The sequence below is a fragment of the Desmospora activa DSM 45169 genome, assembly GCF_003046315.1.
In the GTDB taxonomy this organism is placed as follows: domain Bacteria; phylum Bacillota; class Bacilli; order Thermoactinomycetales; family DSM-45169; genus Desmospora; species Desmospora activa.
This window is the reverse complement of sequence record NZ_PZZP01000001.1, coordinates 2,386,775-2,409,778: the sequence shown is the minus strand read 5'-3', so window position 1 is coordinate 2,409,778 and position 23,004 is coordinate 2,386,775. Positions and strand designations below refer to the sequence as shown.

General features: G+C 49.3%; 22 protein-coding genes. 17 read left to right on the top strand and 5 right to left on the bottom strand.

Annotated elements, in window-relative coordinates; all coding sequences use genetic code 11:
• The first annotated feature begins 73 nt into the window (after positions 1-73).
• Genes C8J48_RS11645 through C8J48_RS11635 form a run of 3 tightly spaced genes read left to right on the top strand, consistent with a single transcriptional unit; the run spans position 74 to position 2,935 of the window.
• A complete protein-coding gene (locus C8J48_RS11645; protein ID WP_107726987.1) occupies positions 74-787 on the top strand; it encodes a (Fe-S)-binding protein in 714 nt (237 codons plus the stop codon).
• 13 nt (positions 788-800) lie between these two features.
• Positions 801-2,231: a LutB/LldF family L-lactate oxidation iron-sulfur protein gene (locus C8J48_RS11640; protein WP_107726985.1), complete on the top strand. Its 1,431-nt coding sequence runs from the start codon at positions 801-803 to the stop codon at positions 2,229-2,231.
• Positions 2,228-2,935, top strand: a complete 708-nt coding sequence (locus C8J48_RS11635; RefSeq protein WP_107726983.1) for a LutC/YkgG family protein — start codon at positions 2,228-2,230, stop codon at positions 2,933-2,935. Before C8J48_RS11640 ends, C8J48_RS11635 begins: the two co-directional genes overlap by 4 nt.
• A 102-nt stretch (positions 2,936-3,037) precedes the next feature.
• Here C8J48_RS11635 and C8J48_RS11630 read toward each other — a convergent pair whose 3' ends face one another.
• Positions 3,038-3,784: a sugar phosphate isomerase/epimerase family protein gene (locus C8J48_RS11630; protein WP_107726980.1), complete on the bottom strand. Its 747-nt coding sequence runs from the start codon at positions 3,782-3,784 to the stop codon at positions 3,038-3,040.
• A gap of 277 nt (positions 3,785-4,061) precedes the next feature.
• Between C8J48_RS11630 and cobS the strand changes: the two genes are divergently transcribed.
• Together cobS and C8J48_RS11620 are read left to right on the top strand one after the other, a co-directional pair.
• On the top strand, positions 4,062-4,802 hold the full coding sequence (gene cobS, locus C8J48_RS11625) for an adenosylcobinamide-GDP ribazoletransferase (protein ID WP_170105417.1): 741 nt from the start codon (positions 4,062-4,064) through the stop codon (positions 4,800-4,802).
• Between the two features lie 228 nt (positions 4,803-5,030).
• A complete protein-coding gene (locus C8J48_RS11620) occupies positions 5,031-5,870 on the top strand; it encodes a sulfurtransferase (RefSeq protein WP_107726976.1) in 840 nt (279 codons plus the stop codon).
• Between the two features lie 259 nt (positions 5,871-6,129).
• Here the strand turns inward: C8J48_RS11620 and C8J48_RS11615 are convergent, their stop codons facing one another.
• A complete protein-coding gene (locus C8J48_RS11615; protein ID WP_107726974.1) occupies positions 6,130-7,596 on the bottom strand; it encodes a nicotinate phosphoribosyltransferase in 1,467 nt (488 codons plus the stop codon).
• Positions 7,597-7,601: 5 nt separating this feature from the next.
• Complete coding sequence (locus tag C8J48_RS11610) at positions 7,602-8,039, bottom strand: M67 family metallopeptidase (RefSeq protein WP_170105415.1); 438 nt, start codon at positions 8,037-8,039, stop codon at positions 7,602-7,604.
• 183 nt (positions 8,040-8,222) lie between these two features.
• Here C8J48_RS11610 and C8J48_RS11605 point away from each other — a divergent pair, with 183 nt between their 5' ends.
• From C8J48_RS11605 to C8J48_RS11595, 3 genes are all read left to right on the top strand, one after another.
• On the top strand, positions 8,223-9,098 hold the full coding sequence (locus C8J48_RS11605) for a DUF72 domain-containing protein (protein ID WP_245891137.1): 876 nt from the start codon (positions 8,223-8,225) through the stop codon (positions 9,096-9,098).
• Positions 9,099-9,241: 143 nt separating this feature from the next.
• The gene (locus tag C8J48_RS11600) at positions 9,242-10,057 is read left to right on the top strand and encodes a sulfite exporter TauE/SafE family protein (RefSeq protein WP_107727723.1); all 816 of its coding nucleotides are present in this window, start codon (positions 9,242-9,244) and stop codon (positions 10,055-10,057) included.
• Between the two features lie 19 nt (positions 10,058-10,076).
• Positions 10,077-11,510, top strand: coding sequence for a bifunctional metallophosphatase/5'-nucleotidase (locus C8J48_RS11595; RefSeq protein WP_170105413.1), 1,434 nt, complete (start codon positions 10,077-10,079; stop codon positions 11,508-11,510).
• Positions 11,511-11,706: 196 nt separating this feature from the next.
• On the opposite strand, the gene C8J48_RS11590 is transcribed toward C8J48_RS11595, so the two are convergent.
• Complete coding sequence (locus C8J48_RS11590; RefSeq protein ID WP_107726967.1) at positions 11,707-12,189, bottom strand: QueT transporter family protein; 483 nt, start codon at positions 12,187-12,189, stop codon at positions 11,707-11,709.
• A gap of 116 nt (positions 12,190-12,305) precedes the next feature.
• Here C8J48_RS11590 and C8J48_RS11585 point away from each other — a divergent pair, with 116 nt between their 5' ends.
• The 9 genes from C8J48_RS11585 to C8J48_RS11545 all read left to right on the top strand — a co-directional run bounded on the left by C8J48_RS11585 (position 12,306) and on the right by C8J48_RS11545 (position 21,378).
• Positions 12,306-12,560, top strand: a complete 255-nt coding sequence (locus C8J48_RS11585) for a DUF6154 family protein (RefSeq protein ID WP_107726965.1) — start codon at positions 12,306-12,308, stop codon at positions 12,558-12,560.
• 78 nt (positions 12,561-12,638) lie between these two features.
• A complete protein-coding gene (locus C8J48_RS11580; RefSeq protein ID WP_107726963.1) occupies positions 12,639-12,941 on the top strand; it encodes a YunC family protein in 303 nt (100 codons plus the stop codon).
• A gap of 216 nt (positions 12,942-13,157) precedes the next feature.
• A complete protein-coding gene (locus C8J48_RS11575) occupies positions 13,158-13,493 on the top strand; it encodes a hypothetical protein (protein ID WP_107726962.1) in 336 nt (111 codons plus the stop codon).
• A 236-nt stretch (positions 13,494-13,729) separates the two neighbouring features.
• A complete protein-coding gene (locus C8J48_RS11570; protein ID WP_170105411.1) occupies positions 13,730-14,314 on the top strand; it encodes a GNAT family N-acetyltransferase in 585 nt (194 codons plus the stop codon).
• Between the two features lie 251 nt (positions 14,315-14,565).
• Positions 14,566-15,579, top strand: a complete 1,014-nt coding sequence (locus tag C8J48_RS11565) for a LacI family DNA-binding transcriptional regulator (protein ID WP_107726959.1) — start codon at positions 14,566-14,568, stop codon at positions 15,577-15,579.
• 27 nt (positions 15,580-15,606) lie between these two features.
• The gene (locus tag C8J48_RS11560) at positions 15,607-16,878 is read left to right on the top strand and encodes an ABC transporter substrate-binding protein (RefSeq protein WP_245891219.1); all 1,272 of its coding nucleotides are present in this window, start codon (positions 15,607-15,609) and stop codon (positions 16,876-16,878) included.
• A gap of 223 nt (positions 16,879-17,101) precedes the next feature.
• Positions 17,102-17,989, top strand: a complete 888-nt coding sequence (locus C8J48_RS11555) for a carbohydrate ABC transporter permease (RefSeq protein WP_107726954.1) — start codon at positions 17,102-17,104, stop codon at positions 17,987-17,989.
• A complete protein-coding gene (locus C8J48_RS11550; RefSeq protein ID WP_107726952.1) occupies positions 17,990-18,859 on the top strand; it encodes a carbohydrate ABC transporter permease in 870 nt (289 codons plus the stop codon).
• Between the two features lie 101 nt (positions 18,860-18,960).
• Entirely contained in the window at positions 18,961-21,378 is a 2,418-nt protein-coding gene (locus tag C8J48_RS11545; RefSeq protein ID WP_107726949.1) for a beta-galactosidase, read from the top strand.
• Between the two features lie 167 nt (positions 21,379-21,545).
• Here C8J48_RS11545 and C8J48_RS11540 read toward each other — a convergent pair whose 3' ends face one another.
• Positions 21,546-22,892 carry a hemolysin family protein gene (locus C8J48_RS11540; RefSeq protein ID WP_245891136.1) on the bottom strand — a complete coding sequence of 449 codons (1,347 nt, stop codon included), beginning with the start codon at positions 22,890-22,892 and terminating at the stop codon, positions 21,546-21,548.
• Between the last annotated feature and the right edge of the window lie 112 nt (positions 22,893-23,004).

The following is a 23,004-nucleotide window of genomic DNA, read 5'->3' as shown; positions in this document are numbered from 1 at the left end:
AAGCACGATCAAAGATACCGAAGGGGGCATTAGGCTGCGTTCCACTTTGTCAGTTACAAAAAGGAGTGTTTACATGAAAGTTTCCTTATTTATCACTTGTCTGGGTGATTGCTTTTATCCCGATGTAGGCAAGGATACCGTCCATGTGTTGGAACGATTCGGTTGTGAGGTGGACTTTCCCTTGGCGCAAACATGTTGTGGGCAGGTCGCATATAACAGCGGTTATCACAAGGAAGCGAAGGAAGCGGCGAAACATATGATTCACACTTTTGCCCATGCTGACTATGTGGTGGCTCCGTCCGGGTCCTGTGCAGCGATGTTTCATGAGTATGAGCAGTTATTCCAGGAAGAGGAGTGGAAGGAAAAAGCTCGTGTTCTCGCCGTCAAAACGTATGAATTGACGCAGTTTCTGGTTGAGGTGTTACAGGTGAAAGAGGTGGGAGCCGAACTAAATGCCAAAGCGGTTTACCACCAATCCTGTCATATGGCGCGACTGCTCAAGGTGAAAGATGCACCATTGACACTGTTGCGCCAGGTGAAGGGGTTGGAGGTGGTTCCGTTTGCCGATGCTGATGTTTGCTGTGGTTTTGGCGGTACCTTTGCCGTTAAGATGGCGCCGATCGCTGAACAGATGGTAGAAGAAAAAGTACAGCATATGGTAGATACCGATGCAGCGATTGTTATCGGCAGTGACAGCGGATGTTTGCTCAATATCGGTGGGTGGATCAATCGTCAGGGAAAACCGATGCAAGTGGTGCATATCGCCCAAGTTCTCAACAGTCGCTAAGGAGGGGATAAACATGTCGCTGAAAATTGGTGAAAAGAAATTCTTCCCACGGGTGGATGATGGCTTGGATAATCATTTTATGCGGGGGGCAGTCCGAGCCGCCCAAGATCGCCTCGGGGAACGGAAACAATCGGCCACGGATGAACTGGGCGATTGGGAGGAATGGAGAAGTCTGGGTGAAGCAATTCGTGCCCATACATTAGCAAACTTGGATTATTACTTGGAGGAACTGGGCGACAACGTCGCAAAAGCGGGGGGACACGTTTTTTTCGCTGAAACGGCGGAAGAGGCCAGCGATTATATTCGCCGTGTCGTGAAGGAGAAACAAGGGAGAAAAATTGTTAAATCCAAGTCGATGGTAACGGAGGAGATCGGACTTAACACCGCGTTACAAGCGATGGGATGCGATGTGGTGGAAACGGATCTGGGAGAATATATTTTGCAGCTGGATGATTGTGATCCTCCTTCCCATATTGTCGCCCCTGTTCTGCACAAAAATCGAGAGCAGATTCGGGAGGTTTTTCAGCAAAAACGGGGATATACGAACTCATCCCAACCGGAGGAGCTAGCCGCCTTCGCCCGAGAGCAGCTGCGTCAGGAATTTTTGACGGCGGATATCGGCATCACCGGATGCAACTTTGCTGTGGCTGAATCAGGCTCTGTCACACTGGTGACCAATGAAGGGAACGGTCGTCTCTGTACCACTCTTCCCCAAACCCAGATTACCGTGATGGGTATGGAACGGATCGTCCCCACCTGGGAGGAGCTGGATATCATGGTGAGCCTCCTCTGCCGCGCTGCTGTCGGTCAGAAACTGACCAGCTATGTGACCGGACTGACAGGGGTGAAGGCTGAAGGGGAGACAGATGGTCCGCAGGAGTTTCACCTCGTTATTGTAGACAATGGACGCTCGGATATCCTGGGGACGGAGTTTCAAAGTGTACTTCATTGCATTCGCTGTGCGGCTTGTATCAATGTTTGCCCGGTTTATCGACACATTGGAGGGCATGCCTATGGCTCGATCTATCCAGGGCCGATCGGGGCCGTGCTGTCGCCGCTGTTGGGCGGGTATGACGACTATAAAGAGCTTCCCTATGCATCCAGCCTGTGTGCGGCGTGTACGGAAGCATGTCCGGTAAAAATTCCGCTGCATGAACATCTAGTTCGGCATCGTCGCCGTATCGTGGAAGAAGAAAATCGCTCTTCCTTTGGCGAGCGTTTGGCGATGAAGGGATTTGGACTCGCTGCCAGCCACCCCGGTTTCTATGAGATGGCGACAAAAGCGGCACCACGGGTGATGTCCTTTTTCAGCGAGGAAAATGTAATCAAAAAAGGCCCCGGTCCACTGCAAGCATGGACAAAGAGCCGCGATTTGCCTGCACCGAAGCGCGAATCTTTTCGTCAATGGTTTAAAAAGCGGCAAAAAAAGGATGAGCAACCATGAATATGGATAAGCGGGAGCGATTTCTCAATCGGATTGCCGACAAATTGGGGCGGGAGCGCAGACGGGAAGTAAACCGTCCCGCGTGGTCGTATACTCCGCAGTGGAATCGGATGGCGGGATTCGACCAAAAACGGTTAACCGCTGTCTTGGCGGAGCAGTGTGACCGAATTCATACTACATGTATACTTTCAACTGCCGACAAGCTACCGCAAGTGTTGGCGGAAGCAATCCCCGTTTCTGCGCAGAGGATCGTTACCTGGGATGATCCCCGTTTTGCCGAATATGGACTAAGTGACTATTTTCAGGAGGCACAAACGCGGGGCGATTGGGATGTACATCGATGGGATCCCGCTCGTGGTGAGGAAAATATTCATATCGCCGAGCGCGCTGATGTAGGGATCACTTTTAGTGATATCACCCTGGCCGAGTCGGGAACGGTCGTCTTGTTTAGCGGTGACGGCAAAGGAAGATCCGTCAGTTTACTTCCCCATACGTATATCGCCATTATCCCTCAATCGACCATCGTTCCCCGCATGTCTCACGCCACCCGCGAAATTCACCAACGCGTAGAACGCGGAGAGATAATTCCCTCTTGTATCAACTTTATCTCCGGCCCCAGCAACAGCGCCGATATTGAGATGAATCTGGTAGTGGGTGTACATGGGCCTGTACGAGCGACGTATATTGTGGTGGAGGATCGGTGATTGGGATAAACGTTTAATCAGGTCTTAATTTTACCACAATATTACGCCTTGGAAATCCTAACCCCCGGCATCTGTTGAAGTTGCCGGGGGTCGGGTGTTTTTCTATACCATTGTCCGCAAATGTTTCACACTTCGCTCCACATGAACCAGCGGGACTTCGGTAAAGTGCTCCTGCTCCACGGTGAACCATTCGACTCCTCGTTCTTTGCCTTTCTCAATGATGGTAGGGAAATCGAGTTGACCCGCCCCCACTTCAGTGCTGACCGTGTTGTTGACGGTCTGTTTTAGATCCTTGAGATGAAGGGAGACGAGGCGGTCGGCGTATTGATCCATCAGTGTAGCGGCTTTACGGCCGGTGTAATGGACCCAGTAGACATCCAACTCCAGCTTCACCCATGCGGGGTCGGTTTCATTAAACAGAATTTCAAATCCAGTGGTATCATCAAAGACTTGAAATTCAAAATCATGATGGTGGTAAGCAAATTGGAAGCCTGCGTTGTGGCATTGTCTACCGATGGCGTTAAAGCGCTCGGCCAGGCGATGGTAGTCGTCTGCGCTTTGTCGCATCTCCTCCGGCAGGTAGGGGCAGATCAACAAGGGGTTGCCGATTTGATCGTGGTAGGAAAATATCTCATCCACCTGCGCCCATTGATCGATGGGAATATGGCTACCCGCCCGCTTTAACCCGTTTGCGTCAAGGGTTTCGCGGATGTCCCCCGCCGCTATGCCGAAAAAGCCGGCAAACTGGACGGCTTCATATCCCATTGCCGCTACTTGGGCTAGAGTGCCCAATAAGTTGCGTTCCGCTTCCTCCCGGACGGAGTACAGTTGTAATCCCAGCGTCGTCAAAAGATTTCCCCCTTTGTCGGTTTCTATCTTCACTTTAACGCAAATGAGGAATGAAAACACTTACAAAATGAGGTTGATCGATTCTTTCCACAAAATGATTTCCCACTTCAAAAGTTAGACTCAAAAGGTACACAATTTCCCTTGTCAGCGTGAGGGGTTTGCGCGATGATAGGGGTTGGAGATGGGATATGAAAAGGCGAGTTTTGTATTTCGGCGGGAGTTGGGTGGTGAGTAATCATCCCGATCACTTTTCCGGCATTCCATGGAGGTTAGAAGGATGAACGCGTTTTTTACGGCCTTATCATACTTAACGCGAATACCGGCGCCTATATCGACCGAACGGGATGATTGGGTGAAAAGTCCTTGTCATTACCCGTTAGTGGGATTGATTTTGGGCGGAGTGTTGTTGATTTTTGACTTAGCGGTTTCAAGTTTGTTTCCATCCCTGGTCAGAGGAGCACTACTAACCGTGCTATGGATTTATTTGACAAGAGGCATCCATTTAGACGGCTTAATGGATACCGCCGATGGCTTTGGATCCAATGGAAGCTTGGAGCGCACCTTGGAAGTGATGAGAGATAGCCGCGTCGGATCGATGGGGGTTATGGCCGCTTTTTCTGTACTTCTGTTGAAGTTTAGTGTGTTGGCTTCTCTGGCCACAGACGCGATCTGGATCGCCTTGGTGGCTGCACCGGTGGCGGGAAGGTTGGCCTTGATCTTGTCGATTCGCCTGTTTCCATATGCCAAAAAAGATGAGATCGGTCTGGGGATGAAAAAGAATCTCACCATGAGGCCGTTGATTTATGCGCTAATCGTTGGTGTTGGTGTATTGTTTTTGACCACCGGCTGGTTTGGTTCTCTTCTGTTGGCGGGTACGCTGGCCGTTGTCTGGATTATGGGTGAAATGTCCCGCGGTCGCCTGCGCGGTATGACCAACGATACCTATGGCGCAACGGTGGAAATCACCGAAGTGGTGGTGCTGCTCCTGTGTCTATGGTACGGGGGCGCTCGTTTATGACTGAGGGGTTGGGGAAAATGGCATTTCTCGTTACAATGATAAAGAGGGCCCGGTGATCACCGCTGCAAGCAAAAATTTGTCGTCGGGTACTTCGGCTCTCCCGATTTTAATGTGAATGACCGACACACACCTCAAGCAGGTGCAACGAAGGTTCGTCTTCGGCAGGGCCTCCTTTTTTTATTATTATTTGAAACCGCTTTCGCTAAAAGTAACTGGAGGGGGAGAGAAATGAAATCGTTAATTGATACTAAAACTTTGCATCATCATCTGGATGATCCTAGCTGGATTGTGGTGGATTGCCGTTTTGATTTAAAAGATGAAGAGCAGGGGCATCAGGCGTACGAACAGGGACATATCCCTGGTGCCCGTTATCTGTCGCTAAAGTATGATCTGTCAGGGCCTGTTTCCAAACATGGGGGTCGCCATCCGTTTCCCGATATGGACGAATTTGTGGATAAGTTAGGCCGGATGGGTATCGACGGGGAGAAAACAGTGATCGCCTACGATGATCAGGGGGGAGCGATGGCGGCACGGTTGTGGTGGATGTTACGCCATCTCGGACATGAACGGGTAGCAGTGTTGGACGAGGGGTTCCAAAGCTGGGTAAAAGCGGGGTACCCTGTTACGCCAGAGGTACCGGAAATGACTGTCACCCGCTTTATCCCCCATATTCGCCATCCAGAGCGTCTGGTGGGAATGGAGGAGACCAAAGCGGAGAAAGGATGGGTCATCGATTCCCGCGAGCGCGATCGCTATGAAGGGAAAATGGAACCCATCGACGCCAAGGCGGGCCATATTCCCGGCGCGGTACACCATTTCTGGAAAAGTAACCTGACGGAGGGGCAACGTTGGAAATCGAAAGAAGAAATCCGGGAGCAATTTTCATACCTGCAGCCAGGGAGTCGTCCCATCGTCTATTGCGGCTCCGGTGTGACGGCATGTGCCAACCTGCTGGCCCTCCATGTGGCCGGAATTGAGGATGCTCGCCTCTATCCGGGAAGTTGGAGTGATTGGATCAGTTATGAAGAAAATCCGATTCGGCAAGGTCCAGAATTGCGGGCAAAGTAGGCACGGGGTCCCAATTTCCGTCTTGCGCCTCTTTCCCTTTCAAGGATGTAGGGCTGGCCGCTCCGCCTCCTCCGTCCCCAACCAGCGGCCAAAGGAAAAGATGTGTGGCCGCTAAACGGTTCGGTCCTTCTGAGACTCCGCTAGGCAGTCGGTCAAAGGGCACTACGCCGCAAATCGCTCCCTTCTCCTCTTTAATAGGGTTTGACAATTCTCTCATCCGATTCCCATTCAGGGAATCGGATTTAATCTTTAACCGGGATTATTCCCCGTTTTCTTCTCGGATGGTTCGGTAGATTTTTTGTACTAGTTGTTGCTTGGTTTCCCAAAGTTCCGGTGATAAGTCTACCGGGTATTCTTCCGGATTTAACAGGCGTAAATACTCTTCCCAAAAGAGGGAGCGCTCTTCTTGGTGCCGATCGCGCAGCTCATGGAGGCTGGGGAGTTCTGTGATCAGGTTTCCTGCTCGTATTACCGGTTGCAACAGTTGGATGGCGCGAAAACGTTTCACTTTTTTTATGCGGTAGGTATGAACAGGATGGAACAAGGTAAGCGGTTGATTCTCATCAATCGTCTGCCCTTGCTTAACGATCAGGTCGCCTCGGGCTTTGCCACTGTTTTGATCTACAATGCGATAGACGGTTTTTACCCCAGGGGTGGTTACTTTGTCCGGGTTGGAGGAGATTTTGATGGTGGGAGTCCATTCGCCGTTTTGTTCCCGTGCTACCAATTTGTAGACCGCGCCCAGTGCCGGTTGATCGTATGCCGTGATCAGTTTGGTACCCACGCCCCAGGAGTCGATGCGGGCTCCCTGGGACTTAAGGCTGAGTATCGTGTCTTCATCTAAATCGCTGGAGGCGACGATGGCGGTATCGGTTAAGCCCGCTTCGTCCAGCATGTGGCGCGCCTCTTTGGATAGATAAGCCAAATCGCCGCTGTCCAGACGAATGCCGGCCAAGCGATGCCCTTTTTCTCGCAGTTCCAACCCCACCTGAATCGCGTGGGGGACACCGCTTTTCAAGGTGTCATAGGTGTCCACCAGCAATACCGACTGATCGGGGAAAGCGGCGGCAAAGGTGCGAAAGGCTTCCAGTTCCGAGTCAAAATCCTGCACCCAAGCGTGTGAATGAGTTCCTTTGGTAGGAATGCCGAACTGTTCCCCCGCACGCATATTGGAAGTGGCGTGAAATCCGGCCAGATAAGCGGCGCGGGCACCCCATACCGCCGCTTCCGCTTCTTGCGCCCGCCGTGTGCCAAATTCCATCAGGGTGTCATGAGGGGCAATCGTCTTCATGCGGGCGGCTTTGGTGGCAACCAGCGTTTGGTAACCGATAAAGTTAAGGAGTGCCGTTTCCACCAATTGTAGTTCCATTACCGTGCCTTCCATTCGCAAAAGGGGCTCATCCGGGAAGACGAGACTTCCTTCCCGCATCGCATAAACATCACCGTTAAAACGAAAATCCCGCAACAGATCCAAAAAAGCGGGATCGTACTTTTCCTCCTGTTCCGCTAGGTAGCGGATATCTTCCGCAGTGAAGCGAAGCTGTGTCAAGTACTGAACAGCCCGTTCCAAACCGGCGAAAACGGCAAATCCGTTGCCGAAGGGCAATTTGCGAAAATAGAGATCAAACGCCTTTCGTTGCCGATGGGAGCCGTTTTTCCAGTGGGCATACATCATCGTGATCTGATATTTGTCCGTGTGTAGCGCCCACCCTGATGCTGGATACATAAGGTTCACTCCTGTTGCTCTGTCTCGATATCGTTGGAAATCACTTCATAAAGGACGGGAACAGCGCGACCCTGCCTAATATGATAAGCCGATAATTGCGGAGGATGGTCGTGAAAAGACAAAATCCAGCTTGTCAATTCTGGATAATGCCACCGGGAGATATCCCGAACAGACGGATTGGTTCCCTGTTGTGGATGAGAGTGGAGAATACCTAACCATTCCAGTTGTTCCAGCCGCATGACCTTTAGTGTTTGCAGAAAGGCACGCGGCTCAAAGGAAAAGGATTGCGGGCTAAAATCTTGGTTGGGGATGGGAAAGAAATGGGTGATTTTTTGTCCCTTTCCAGCCAGAATACCGCAAGCTTCCCGTGGCAACTCCCGTTGACAATGCTCTTTTATAATATGGATGACATGAGTTTGAATGGCGATCATGGTAGTAGCCATCTTGCCACCCCTTTTAAGTAAAAAGCTTTCTGCCATATTGTACAGGTTTTTTCACCTCACGGCAAAACATGTTGAAACAGCAAGAGCACTTAAGCCTCAAAAATCCCTTTTCCAACATCTAATTATGGCGAATCAGCAAGCTTTTTCTGTGGTACAATGGCGGCGATGACAGGAGGGGAAGATTTGGTGAATGGAAACCTTCGCAATCCGATTCAGGTGGGGGTGTGCGGTTGGGGAGACCATGATTTATATCCGGCGGGCACACCATCGCGGGAAAAATTGGCTGTCTATGCAGGCCATTTTCCGGTGGTGGAGGTGGACAGTAGCTATCATGCGATTCAACCGCCGGAACGAATGGCTCGCTGGGCGCAGGAAACACCGGCAGATTTCCGTTTTGTGGTAAAGGCTTACCGTGAAATGACGGGCCACGGGCGCAAGGCGGGTGCTCCGGCACGATCGATGAAGGAGATCTTTAGCGACTTTGAACGCTCGCTGACACCGATGGCGGAAATCGGCAAACTGGCGCTGGTGTTGTTTCAGTTTCCACCTTGGTATGATTGTCAAAAGAAGCATGTACAATATATCCGACGTTGTCGCGAAGCATACCCCGATTGGACCGTAGCGGTGGAGTTTCGCCATCAATCGTGGTTTCGGCCGGAATATCGGGAACAGACACTCCGTTTTCTGGAGAAGGAGCAGCTGGTGCATGTGATTTGTGATGAGCCTCAGGCAGGGGAAGGGTGTGTACCGATTGTTTCCACAGCAACCCATCCCGAGCAAGCGTTGATCCGTTTTCATGGCCGTAACCACTCCGGTTGGACCGCGTCGGGCCGATCCAATGAAGAGTGGCGGCAGGTGCGGTATGCGTATCGTTATTCCCGCGAAGAGCTGGTGGAATGGGTTTCACGCATCCAGGACTTGAAAGAGCAATCCCGTCAGGTTACGCTGTTGTTTAACAATAATTCGCAAGGGGATGCAGTGGACAGTGCACGCTTGATGATGGAGTTGCTGGGGGTAACGATGGAAGGATTAGCTCCACGACAGATGGATATGTTTTAGATGTTTCATCCAAATGTTGCCGGTTGATTGTCCTGCTCTTTCTTTTCTTATCTTCCGTCTGCTACGATAGTGAGGAAGGCGAATGGATAAAACGGGAGCGGGTTTATAAAGATGCTGGTTCCCTCAGGAGGAGAAACCTATTGTTGGAATGGATCTTACTGATCCTGATCGGATTGTTAGCTGGAACCATCGGCAGCTTGGTTGGTTTGGGTGGAGGGGTCATCATTGTTCCTGCGCTGCTCTTCTTCGCTGCGCTGTTTCCCGAATACAGCCATATCACCCCCCAGGTAGCGGTGGGAACATCATTGATTTTGGTCATTATAACCGCTTTATCATCCACAATCTCTTATACACGCCAAAAACGGGTCGATTTCCCCAGTGCTTGGGCCTTTTTCCTCGCCAGTGGCCCAGGGGCAATAGTGGGCGCATACTTGACAAACTTTTTCGCTCCCGGTTCCTTTTTTATCGCATTTGGTGTGATCATGATTGTAAACGCCCTTATCACCCAATTTCGGGATCGCTTGAAAAGCAATACGGTAAAGTGGGATGTCAAGCGGGAATTCACGGATCATGAGGGGAATATATACCGGTATGGATACCACCGTCCCACTGTATGGATCGGTGGTTTCCTGATCGGAATCCTGTCCAGCTTGTTTGGGATTGGAGGCGGATCGTTTATGGTGCCGATGATGGTGGTGCTGTTTCAATTTCCGCCTCATGTTGCCATCGCTACATCGATGTTTATTATGTTTTTATCATCCATTGTGGGTTCGATTACTCATTTTATCCAGGGGAATATCGATTGGATCGCGGTGCTGTTGATTGCGCCGGGGGCGTGGTTTGGCGGACAACTGGGCGCTTGGATCTCCGCCCGCATCAGCGGCAAGTGGCTGATGATCGGGTTTCGGATTGTGATCTTGCTCGTAGCGGTACGAATGATCATTCAGGGACTTGCATAAAGAGGAAGGGAGGATGGCCGTGAGTCGCAGGACCCGCGTTCACCTCATACATACCAACGATATCCATAGTCATTTTGAGGTTATGCCGCAGATCCATCGGATTGTGAATGATCTCAAGCGGGAATGTCATGACCAGGGCGAAGCGTGTTGGATATTGGACATCGGTGATCACATGGATCGCTCTGCCATTGAAACGGAAGGCACTGGCGGAATGGCCAATCGCCATGTGCTGGAGACTTCCGGTTACGATATGATGACATTGGGGAACAACGAGCTATTGACGTTTTCCAAGCAAGAGCTAAACGAGCTGTTTCAAGACGCTTCTTTTCATGTGCTGGCAGCCAATGTTACCGATGCTTCCGGGGAAGAGGTCGACTGGATACAGCAGTGGATTTTGCGCGAACAGGAAGGGTTTTGTCTGGCCTTTATCGGGGTGACCATTCCATTTACGGAGTTTTATCAACTGTTGGGATGGACGGTAGAAGATCCCTATCATATTTTGGCCCGACAGGTCTCACGTTTGCGGCGCGAAGCGGACGCGGTGGTGGTGCTTTCCCATCTGGGGTATAATCATGATCGTCGTCTGGCGGCGGAAATTCCAGGTATTGATGTGATTATGGGAGCTCATACCCATCATCTATTGGAACAACCGGAGCGGGTAGGGGATACCTGGATTGCTGCCGCCGGTAAATTTGGCAGTCATGTGGGGCACTTGATGCTGGATTGGGACCAAGTATCCCGTCGATTATCGGTGTCGGGTCGAACGATTCCGGTTGTGAATATCTCTCCAGACAAAACGGTTTTACGCTTAATCGATGAGGATCGGGTAAAAGCGGAGCAGCGCTTGTCCCATCCGATTATCCAGTTGGAGCATGATTTAACTATCGATTGGTTTGGGGAATCTTCCTTGGGCAATTTGCTGGCGGATTCTCTTTTAAGCTGGGTGGAAGCGGAGTGTGCGCTGGTCAATGCCGGTCAGATCTTGGGGAACTTGTATGCGGGTGCGTTGACACGCGGCCACATCCACCAAATTTGTCCTCATCCCATCAATCCTTGCACCATGACTCTCCCAGGCGAAATCATACAAAAAAGCCTGGAGGAATCACTCCTTCAGGACGTACAGCACAAGGAGATCCGTGGCTTTGGCTTTCGTGGCAAACAGTTGGGAACCATGAATGTAGCTGGACTGGATATCGTATACGATCCAAACGGTGTCCCCACCGAACGTATTCGGGAGATTCGGATCGGGGGTCAACCCCTGAAATCGGAACGGCTATATCGAGTGGCTACGATTGATATGTTTACCTTTGGAATTGGCTATGAAGAGATTCAGCAAGGCACAGATCTCCGTTTTTATCTGCCGGAGTTTTTGCGGGATGTGATGGCACAACATCTGACGATACCGGGGGTGTTGGAACGGGCACAGCGGCGGCGTTGGCACCCGACGGGTTAAAGCTAGTGCCCCATCCGGTATCTTTGCTTGTATCTAGGGAGGGATGGCTTTCCTTCTGTGCGACTCTGGCCACGCCAAGCAAGACCCGGGAGCGAAGCGACCAGGCGAGACTTGTGCTGGTGAGTACATGGAGCGAAGGCGAAAAGCTATCCCGACCGCCCGGAATTGATGGCCACTAGAATCGGTGGTTTCTATGTCAGCGCTTAGGACGAGCGCCGGGAATATGATCCCGAAAGCGACGAAGAAGATAGAGAAAGGGAAGCCCCAATCCATAACAAACCAGCAGCTGTCCCAATCCAACATATAACATGGCTGCGAATACCGTGACTGGGAGGCCGCTTACTGTTCCCAGCAAAATGCCGATGATAACCGCATTGACGAGCACAGGAGGTAGGGGAGCCAACCATGGTCGCGGCATTCGGGCAGTAAGCCAAGCGGCGATCAAAGAGGCCAAGCTTCCAAAGATCACATCATAAAAACCCACCGGACTCAATAAATTAGCGATCGCAGCTCCGATAAACAATCCAGGAATGGCCAGCGGTGTGAAATAAGGCAAAACGGTTAAAATCTCGGAGATACGCAACTGGACGGGCCCATAAGATAACGGGGCCAACGCCATCGTGAGGACGGCGTATAGAGCGGCAATCATCGCAATGGCTGTCAAATGACGAGTGGACATGGGTGACACACTCCTTTCATAAATTAGTATGTCCATGGATGGTTTTCTTTTTTGCCGGATAGGTTATAGACACATCTATAACGGTGGGATGTTTGAATAGAGGAGGATCTTAGAATATGCGTTTTGTGGACGACATCTATTCATTATACCGGGAACAGCTGGGAGAAGACGAGGAAAACGCCATTTCAGTTGTGCTCAATATATTGGAAGATCAGAGCCGCCAGGATATGATGACCTTAATCGGAGGAATGGAAGACGAAGAAGTGATTCAGATGGTAGGGGTTTATTTGGTGGAAATGCTTAAAATGAAAATGGCACAAGAAGGGCAGTTGGGCGAAGACGACACCGTGCCGGGCCCTCGCTATCATTGAACGTTGAAGAAAACGGGCACTTCCCTCTTCATCCGCTCATAAAGTGTATGGTACCTGCTTGGGATGGGAGGGGATGGCATGGTTCAACTTCAGCCACTAAAGATAGAGGGTCACACCGTTTTGGGCATTGAAGTGAAGCTACCTAAAACCAATCTGTTGGTGATCACTACCGATAAGGGGTATATCATGTGTGGGGCCTTGGATGTTGAGCTGCTCAACAAGCGTCTGCCTGATCGCAAAATTGTAGCCGGTCGCGCAGTCGGTGTGCGAACACTTTCCGATTTGTTGGAGGCTCCCTTGGAAATGGTCACCCTGGAAGGGGAAGCGCAGGGAATCACTCCCGGTATGAGCGGTCGCGATGCGTTGTTAAAGATGTTGTGACTCTCAATCTAACAGAATTTCACATTACACCCCCGGCCATGCTGTGGCCGGGGGTGTTGTATTCATTGAACCTACCGTCAAACTTCTGTATACTTAATTCCGTTCAAATATGACGGAAGCAAGGCTGTGAAGAAAGAACGATTAACTAAATTCTGTGGCTTTCCCTCGATACGCACATGGATAAAAGCAAAAAACGGGAGGAGAAACATCATCGGGATGTCAACGTGGTATGGACCCAAAGGAAGTGAAGCTCTGGCAGTATCACCCCGTTCATTGCAATTAGTGGAAATGTATCTGGACGACGTCGTCGGATCGAAGCAGGCGACAAAAGCAGAAATGAAACTGATGGGTTATCTCATTCGTCGCTATTTGGGTTTAGGTGCCGCCACCAAGCAACCTGGTCGGATTGCGGTAAAGGATTGGACGGCGGATGCGGGTCTGACGAAAGCAGAAGTGGACAAGGCTTTAAAAAAATGTCAGGAACGGGGATGGATCTCGATTGATGAAAGTGTGCGCCCCATTGCCATTCAAGTGACATTGGCACAAAAGTAGCGATTAGATCCCGGATCCATACCAGAGGCAACTTTGGCAGGGACTTTTGTGGTAGAAAAACGGGCACTCTCGCGAAGGTTATGGAGCCCACCGCTTCTATTTTTTTGCAACCAGCAGGAGCCAAAGACGAGCCTTCCTGGTGATCTGAATTCACTTACTTGGCATCGTTTGCGACTGCCGTCGATCAGGGAGGTCGACGGTCGTTTTTTTCTGAAGAAGATAGGGAGGGGATGGGGATGAACCGTGTGATGGTGCGACGATTGGGATTGGAAGATGTGGAAGCCCATTGGAAGCTGCGACTGGAAAACCGTAAATTTGTACAACCCTATGAGCCGGTAAGGGAGGACGGTTTTTTCAGCCTGCGCTCACAGGAACAGGTAATTCGGCAATCGATGCGCGATTGGCGACAGGACCACGCCTATGGATTTGGCGTCTTTCTACGGGAAAACGATCGTCTAATCGGACGCGTCCATTTATCCAACATTGTACGGGGCGCCTGGCAAAACGCTACGCTTGGATATTTCCTCGACCATCGCTACACCGGGAAAGGACTGATGGGAGAAGCGGTGCAGGAAGTATTGGACTTTGCCTTTGCCGAAGGCGGCCTTCATCGTGTTGAAGCAAGTGTCATGCCTGATAATCAACCTTCCATTCGCCTGTTGCAAAAAATCGGCTTTCATCGGGTGGGATTATCCCCTCGTCATTTAAAGATAAACGGCCGCTGGGAAGACCATGAAATTTTTGCGATGACTGCGGAGGAATGGGAGAAGCTTCAGCCGAACAAGAAGAATGAGGCGCTGATGCAAACGGATAGGCGCTAAAACGCATTTAACCCCTATGAGAACCATGTCACCATGAGGCATGAAACTCAGGGGTTTTTTATTCATGTTAATCGGGTTCGGCGAATTGACACATCCATCGATATCGGTTATATTTCGAATAAGATCAATTTATAGAAACGTTTCGATAATATTTCTGGTTAAAACTGACGTTTTGTTTGTTCTCAATATCGCATAAAATCGAAACGTTTTCCTTTTCAAATATACGAAATATTCCCTTAGGGAGGATGAGGATGGCGACGATTAAAGATGTGGCAAAGCTGGCGGCGGTATCCGTTTCTACGGCATCCAGTTCACTCAATGGCAAAAAGCATGTAAAACCGGAAACGAGAAAAAGGGTGGAGGCGGCGGCTAAACAATTAAACTATCAAAAAAACGGTTCAGCTTCTGATCTGAAAAAAATCAAAACCAACACACTTGTATTAATTTTGGATGACCTGTCTGGACCGTTTTTCTCCGAATTGATTCGAGGAGTACAAGATGTCGCGTTATCCAATGGCTATGACCTCATCACCTGTAGCTCTTTGGGTGGAAAAAACATGACACCAAAACGCTTCTTGTTGGAAAAAAGAAGTGATGGTGTTGTGATCCTAGCGCACAATCTCGATGATGAAACGATTGCGCGCTCGGCCCGGAATGGTTTTCCGGTGGTGGTGTTGGATCGGAATCTCCCCCACACTCACACACTCCATATCCAGGTGGACAATGAACGGGGTGGGTACGATGCAGCCAATTATCTGCTTAATTTGGGGCATCGTGCGATTGCATATATCAGTGGACCGGTGGTTTCCTACGATAATCAGGAACGTTACAAAGGTTTTTTGAAAGCGCTTTCTGAAAATGGATTGACTCTTCCTGGAAAATGGCAGATTTGTGGTGAGTTTACACAGCAAGGAGGGTATCATGCCACCAACATGCTGCTATCACAACGGCCTTTACCGAGCGCAGTATTTTATGCAAACGACGAAATGGCGATCGGTGGCTTACAGGCATTTGCTGAAAGCGGAATAAAGGTGCCGGAGGATATTTCGATTATCGGATATGACGACATTTTGCTATCACAGTATACTACCCCTCCCTTGACGACGATTCATCAACCCAAATATCAAATGGGTTCGCTGGCGGCACACTTGATCTTACAGGTTTTAAACGGAGAAGAGCTGGAACAGCAATCGTATACGCTGCAAACACAGCTGATTGAACGGGAGTCCTGTCGCAGGGTTGAAAGGGATTTAGCCAATAGTTAAGAAAAAGGGGTGTTTCACGTGACATGGATGCGAATGGTCTCTGCATGGACGATTGGGTTGGTCCTGCTGGGCTCGGTGGGATGCAACCCCTCCGAGGGCAGCGGTGGAGACAGGGTGAAGGTCGACTTTTGGTATACATGGTTGGGGGAAGGTTCTGATGCGATGGAGAAATTGATCGATGAATTTAACCGCAGCCAAGATGAGATCTATGTCAACGGATTGGCTCAAGGCGATACCCAGAAGCAGATGACAGCGATTGTCGGAGGGAATCCACCCGATCTCGCCTCTCTTCCTGATGAGATCAATCTATCTTCATGGGCTGAAAAAGGGGCAATGTTGCCCTTGGATGACTATATTCAGACAAATGGATATGATATGGAGGATTATTTGCCTGCTGCACGAGAGGCAGTTACCTACAAGCGTAAAACCTATGGTTTGCCCCTTGGCATGAATACCTGGATGCTCTATTACAATAAAGATCTTCTTCAAGAAGCGGGATTTGATGGTCCTCCCAAAACGATACAAGAGTTGCGGAAATACGAAGACAAACTGAGCAAAAAGAAAGACGGACGGTTGGTGACGCTAGGGTTATGGCCGGGCACAACTCCTCACATTTGGATGCAATCATTTGAAGGACGTTTGTGGGATCCGGAAAAGAAAACGGTAACCCCGCTCGATCCCGGCTTTAAAGCTTCCGTCCAGTTAAGTGAGGACATATGGCAAAAGCATGGGCCTGAAAACATCGACCGCCTTCTGGCTGGAAACGGAACCTATGGCTCACCACAAGATCCCTTTGCCACCGGGAAGTATGCCATGACATTGGATGGGGAATGGCTAGCTCCGCTCCTTGAAAAAAATGCGCCTCAGTTGAATTATGATGTTGCTCCTGTGCCATATGACAAAAACAGTCCCGAGGCGGAAAACGCTGGTTATATCAATGTCAATCTACTGTATATTCCGAAAGGAGCGGATCAACCGGATGCGGCATGGAAGTTTATGGAGTGGCTGACGGCAAAGGAGAAGATGGTTGAATTTGATACAGCGATCGGAAACTTGCCTCCGCGTCAAAGTGCCATGGATGACCCCATTTTTGAAAGCGTTCCCAAATTTGATCGTTTCCTTGCGTACGCCAACAGCGAAAAAATGGAACCTCTACCGTCACTTCCTTTTATGGAGAAATACATGGGAGAAATTCATAAGCAGATCGACCGGATCAATCGCGGGAAAGTTTCACTTGAGCAAGGGCTGCAAGAGGTGGAAAAAGAGATTCAACCCCTTGTCGACAAGATGGAGAAATAGCTGTTTATCCACGATGGCGTCGTATCCTGAAAAAAGGGGGAATAGCGCAAGCCGACCTCTTGGCCATGTCTGATAATTTAATTCCGTGAAAAGGGTCTGTGTGGTCGTCGGAGAGCCATTGCACTGTTAGCGATATAAGTAGGACGACCACACAAGCCCCAACACTCCCGGTTTGGATTTATCAGACACGTTTGAGTGGAGTAAATTTTTTGCGCTGATAAATATGAAGAAAAAACAGCAGGATTTTTGGTTGGGCTTGGCATTTGCTTCACCCTTTATTACCGGCTTTCTGTTTTTGACCGTAATTCCGTTTGTCCAGTCGTTTTATTTCAGTTTTACAGAATACGATATTTTTACTGATGCGAAGTGGGTAGGCTTTGACAACTATATTCGCATTTTTCAGGATGAAAACTTTTACAAAGCTTTGGGCAATACATTTTTTATGGCGTTTATCGCTGTTCCGATTTCGTTGCTTGTCAGTTTGTTGATTGCGTTGTTGCTAAATATGAAGGTGAAAGGCATCGCCTTGTATCGCACGGTTTACTATTTGCCAACGGTGATCCCTGGTGTAGCTGGCTCCATTTTGTGGCTGTGGATTTTTAATCCGGAGATGGGGATTCTGAACACGGTTTTGCGCTATTTACACCTTCCTGATCCCGCGTGGTTGATGGATCCCGCATTTACAAAGCCCTCTCTGATCATCATGGGTTTATTTGGGAGCGGAGGCGGTGCTCTAATTTATCTTGCCGCTCTTCAGGGGATACCCAAGGATTTTTACGAGGCTGCTTCTATTGATGGTGCCAATTGGTGGCACAAATTTTATGCGATCATTTTGCCGGCGTTATCGCCGGTTACATTGTTCCAACTGATTATGGGACTAATCGGAGCATTTCAGATCTTTACCGAATCGGTTATTTTGACGGGAGGCGCTTTAGGTGGGCCGGACCAAAGCTTGCTGTTTTATGCGGTATACCTTTACAATGAAGCCTTCGTCAATCTGAATATGGGATATGCCAGCGCGCTGGCGTGGATCTTGTTTGTTATCGTTATGTTGATCACCGTAGTCATTTTTAAAAGTTCCCTACGTTGGGTCTACTATGGGGGTGAGTAAATGGAAGGATTGCGCGTCCCCATAAAAAAGGAGATTGCGACCGCTGGGAATCGGTTTAAAAAACTGATTTTGCCTCATCTTGTATTATCCGCAATCGGGCTGCTGTTTTTGTTTCCGTTTATTTGGTTGATTCTTTCCTCCTTGAAAACACCGCAGGAAATATTTCAGATTCCGCCGACCTTTTGGCCACAAGAGCCGAGATGGGATAATTATATACGGACATTTGAAGCCATGCCCTTTTTTCGATACACCTTAAATACAATCTTTCTGTGCACGGTTAATATTGTTGGACAATTGATTGCGTCACCACTGACGGCTTATTCCCTTTCCCGAATTGAGTGGAAGGGGCGCAGGTTCGTTTTTGGCATCATAATCGCCACTATGATCTTGCCACCTCAAGTGACGATGATTCCCGTGTACATCATTTTTGCTCAACTCGGTTGGGTTAACACTTATATCCCATTGACGATTGGCGCTTTTTTCGGTTCCGCCTTCAATATCTTTTTATTGCGCCAGTTTATGATGGGCATTCCGAAGGAATTGTCAGAAGCGGCCCGCATTGACGGCGCGTCGGAAATCAGGATCTATCTACAGATCATTTATCCCTTGTTGAAACCTCCATTGGCCGCGATCGCCATCTTTACCTTTGTAGGCGTTTGGAATGACTTTATGGGCCCGCTCATCTATCTAAACGATGATCGATTGTGGACGATCACATTGGGACTGCAAGGATTTTTATCTCAACATGGCGCACAGTGGGAATTGTTGATGGCTGCGGGAGTTATCTTTACACTCCCTTCGGTGATTATCTACTTTATCGGTCAGAAAAAATTTATAGAGGCAGGTGCTTCATTAACTTCGTTTAAATAGGCTTCCTCTACGAATCGTTCGTTAAATCTAATAGGATATTGACGAAAAGTGGGGAGTCACCGTTAGTATGCAATTGATGCATACAGAAGGGTGGGTTAAGTGTGATCGAGATCAGGGATAAGCAGATTTTGATCAATGGCGAGCCGCAGATTATCATGTGTGGAGAGATTCATTATTTTCGATTGCAACAAAAAGATTGGCAGGATCGCATCGATAAGCTGAAGGCGGCCGGTTGCAATGCGGTTGCCTCCTACGTGCCCTGGCTCTGCCATGAACCGGTAGAAGGTGCCATCGATTTGACGGGGAAAACAAAACCGGAGTTGGATTTAGGCGGGTTTATCGATCTGTGCAAAGAAAACGGTCTCTACTTTTTTGTCCGTCCCGGTCCTTTTATCATGGCTGAGATGAAAAACGAGGGTCTGCCTTACTGGATCTATGAGAAGCATCCGCACATCGTTCCCATCAGCTGGGATGGTAAAGAGGTGCCCACAAAAACCGTCGACTACCTTTCACCCGGCTTTTTACAGGAAGCGCGTAGATGGTTTGCCGCTGTAATGGCGGTGATTGAGCCTCGATTGATAACAAAGGGTGGCAATATTATCGGCGTTCAGCTCGACAATGAGATTGGGATGCTCTCCTGGGTAAGCAATAGTCCCGACTTAACGGACAATGTTATCACCGATTTTTTCGGTTGGCTGCAAACGAGATATCCTGCGCAGACATTACAGTCTCGCTATCCCATCGACTGGGACAATCAGGAAGCGAGAGAAAAGGAATTGCGTTCTCCTCGGGAGGAGTATGCGACCGCATTGTTGTGCGATTTGGGGTACTATATGAGAAATCGCTTTGCCCGTTATGTGGCGAAGCTACGTTCCTGGGCAGAGGAAAGTGGCGTGCGGGATATACCGTTTGTGGTCAATATCCACGGTTCATCCGCCGGTCGCGGACTTCTGTTTCCAATCGGGATCAGTCAGCTGTTTGAGGCGTATACACAGGCACCGGGTTATTTGTCCGGCTCCGATCTTTATTTTGGCGACTTAACCATGGGAAATTTCCAAGATCTCTATCTGATCAACGCTTTTATGGATGCGGTTCATCTCCCAGATCAACCCCTGACATCTGTCGAATTTAACTGTGGCGATGGCAATTTTGACTGTTCTCACGGGGCACGGTACGATCCTTCTGCGGTTGATCTAAAGATGCGAATGTGTATCGCCCAAGGCAATCGGCTGCTAAACTACTACTTATTCGCTGGCGGTTATAATTACCGTCTGCACGAAAAGCCACATAACGGAAACGACCGCATCGCCTTTACAGGGGAGCGGCATGGATTTGCTGCTCCGATCAGTCCTGAGGGTGAGCTTAATTATACCTATCCACGCATGGCTCATTCGATTCAGACGATGATGGCTGTCTCAGACAAGCTGGCAATCATGGAAGAGGAGCATGACGAGATCGCCTTCGCCTTTATACCAGACTATTTTATGACTGAGTATTCGTACCCCGGTAGCGATAAAATGAAGGAAATGGTGCAAAATCTTGAAGCAAACCGCGCTGATGGCGCATGGGAAATGATGGCCCGAGCGATACTGCTCGCCGGTTACCGTTTTGGCGCCATCGATATTCAGAATCGACCGATCAACCCGGAGACGACACGGGTCTTGATCTTGCCGTCCGCTCGTTATATGCCCGTTAGGATTCAACAGAAGCTGATCACTTATTTGCAGGCAGGGGGACGCATTCTTCTGTACGGGGAAGTTCCTCTCTACGATATGGAAGGAAATCCATGCTTGTTGCTTGCAGATGCACTCGGTGTGAAGCCGCGAGGTTACAAATATTCTTCTGACCGTTATTATCTATCGTTGTGTGCCGATGGATGGGCAGCGCCACGGCCGGAGGTACGGACCCATTTCGCCCAGCGCTTAGAGGTGGGGAAAGGGGCGGAGGTCCTTTTTCGCCTTTATGATGGTGGAGAAGTGTGTGGTTTTGATGCTGCTGTCGGCAACGGCAGAGCGGTCGTTATTGCCGCTCAATACAACTGTGATATCTCGTTGTTTCAGACTATCTTGGAAAAGCTGGGGGCTGTACCGACGCTTACACATGATTGTCCTGACCACGGCATTTTTATGACATCAACCGCAGCACCAGGAGTGGGCAGGTTTCTTCATATTCTCAATCTCGATGGATTTGATAAGCGGTTACATCTGTATGAAAACGGACGTGCGTTGTTGGGTGGACAAAACCTGCTCCTACAGAGCAGGAGTGGAGTAATGTTGCCGCTTCACCTTACATTTGGCGATGTGATGATTGTTTATTCCACCGCCGAGATCGCAGCGGTGGAGAAAGATAGTATCCGCTTTCACCTCACCCAGGAAGAGGATGTGATGGTTATTGAAACCACACGGCAGGTTGCTGCAAGTAAAGATTATACTTTTTGCAAAAATGGTAGCAGATATATCGTTACCTCCCATAAACATGCCAAGATCGATGATGATATAAATGTACGGTTTTATGATTGACAAATGCATCGATACACGATGAAAATTGGAGCCGCCGGTAACGATCAGCTTCTGTTCGGCAGCTATCGCTCGATAATGGTTTAACCATCTAAAGAGATCGGCATTTCCGCTACTCTTCACAAATATAACCCCCGTCCAGCTTTAGACGGGGGTTTGTCGGTTAAACACTACTGTTGTAGACCCTCTTCCTCTGACAGCAGTGTTTTTTTATCCACTTTTTCGACCAGTAACCGTGTCACACTCCGTTGGTCGATCTCTTCCACCGTAAACTTAAAGTCATCGTAGATAACTTCGTCCCCGACCTGGGGAACTTCCTGTAGGCGGGAGAAGACCCAACCCCCGATGGTATCGTTGTCCGGATCTTCGATATCGGTACCGAAGTGATCATTGATCTCCTCGATCAGTAAGCGGGCGTCAATCGACGTTTTTTGGCCGCTTTTTTGGAAGAATGGCCGTTCATCGTCAAATTCATCCTGGATTTCACCGAAGATCTCCTCAATAATATCTTCTGTGGTGACAAGGCCGGCAGTACCTCCGTATTCATCTACGACAATTGCAACTTCCGTTCGTTTTTTTTGCAGTGTACGCAAAACTTCCATGATCTCCATCGTTTCCGGTACTTGAACGGCGGGACGAGCCAACTTTTCCAGTTCGGGTTTTTCTCCGTTGAGCAACCGTTCATAAACATGACGGATGTGAACAATGCCGATAATATTGTCTTTATCTTCATGGCACAGGGGAAAGCGTGTATGACGGGAAGATTGAATCGTTTTTAGATTATCGGAAAAGGTATCATCGGTGTATAAGCTGATCATATCGATGCGAGGAACCATAATCTCCCTCGCCACGCGGTCAGAGAACTCAAAGATGTTATCAAACAGGGAGAGTTCAGTCTGATCGATGATACCGCTTTTATGGCTTTGCGCCACTAACATACGGATTTCCTCTTCTGTGTGGGCTTGTTGATGTTCAGGCACCATCTCCACTCCCACCCACTGCAAAATCCGATTGGCGGCGCCGTTGAGGACATAGATAAACGGATAAAAGATTTTGTAAAACCAATCAAGTGGGGTGGCCGTCCACAGGGTAGTCGCCTCTGCGCGTCGAATGGCCAAAGATTTGGGGGCCATTTCTCCCAATACGATGTGGAGAAAAGTGATGATGGCAAAAGCGATGGCAAAGGAAAGCGTCGACACGAGCCACGCGGGTACCGCAAACGGTAGGCTTTTCAAAAGAGGCTCCACGATTAGGTGAGAGATTGCAGGCTCCCCGACCCAGCCCAGCCCGAGGGAGGCGAGGGTGATGCCCAACTGGGTGGCGGACAGATAAGCATCCATTTTTTTGATTACTTTGTCCGCCACTTTTGCTTTACGATTGCCCTCGTCCTTTAATGTGGTAATCCGTGTTGCTCGCGCTTTGACGATGGCAAATTCCGCCGCCACGAAAAAACCGTTGAGAAAAACGAGAAAGATCACCAAAAGTAAATTCCAAGCGATCACAAAAAAGCTTTCCAAGGCGCAGACGCCCTCCCCCATAATAAATGGTTGACAGATTACTCTTAGTATAAGGGTATCGACTTATCAGTTAAAGGAATTTCATCCAGATCGATTGAGAAATACAGGTAAA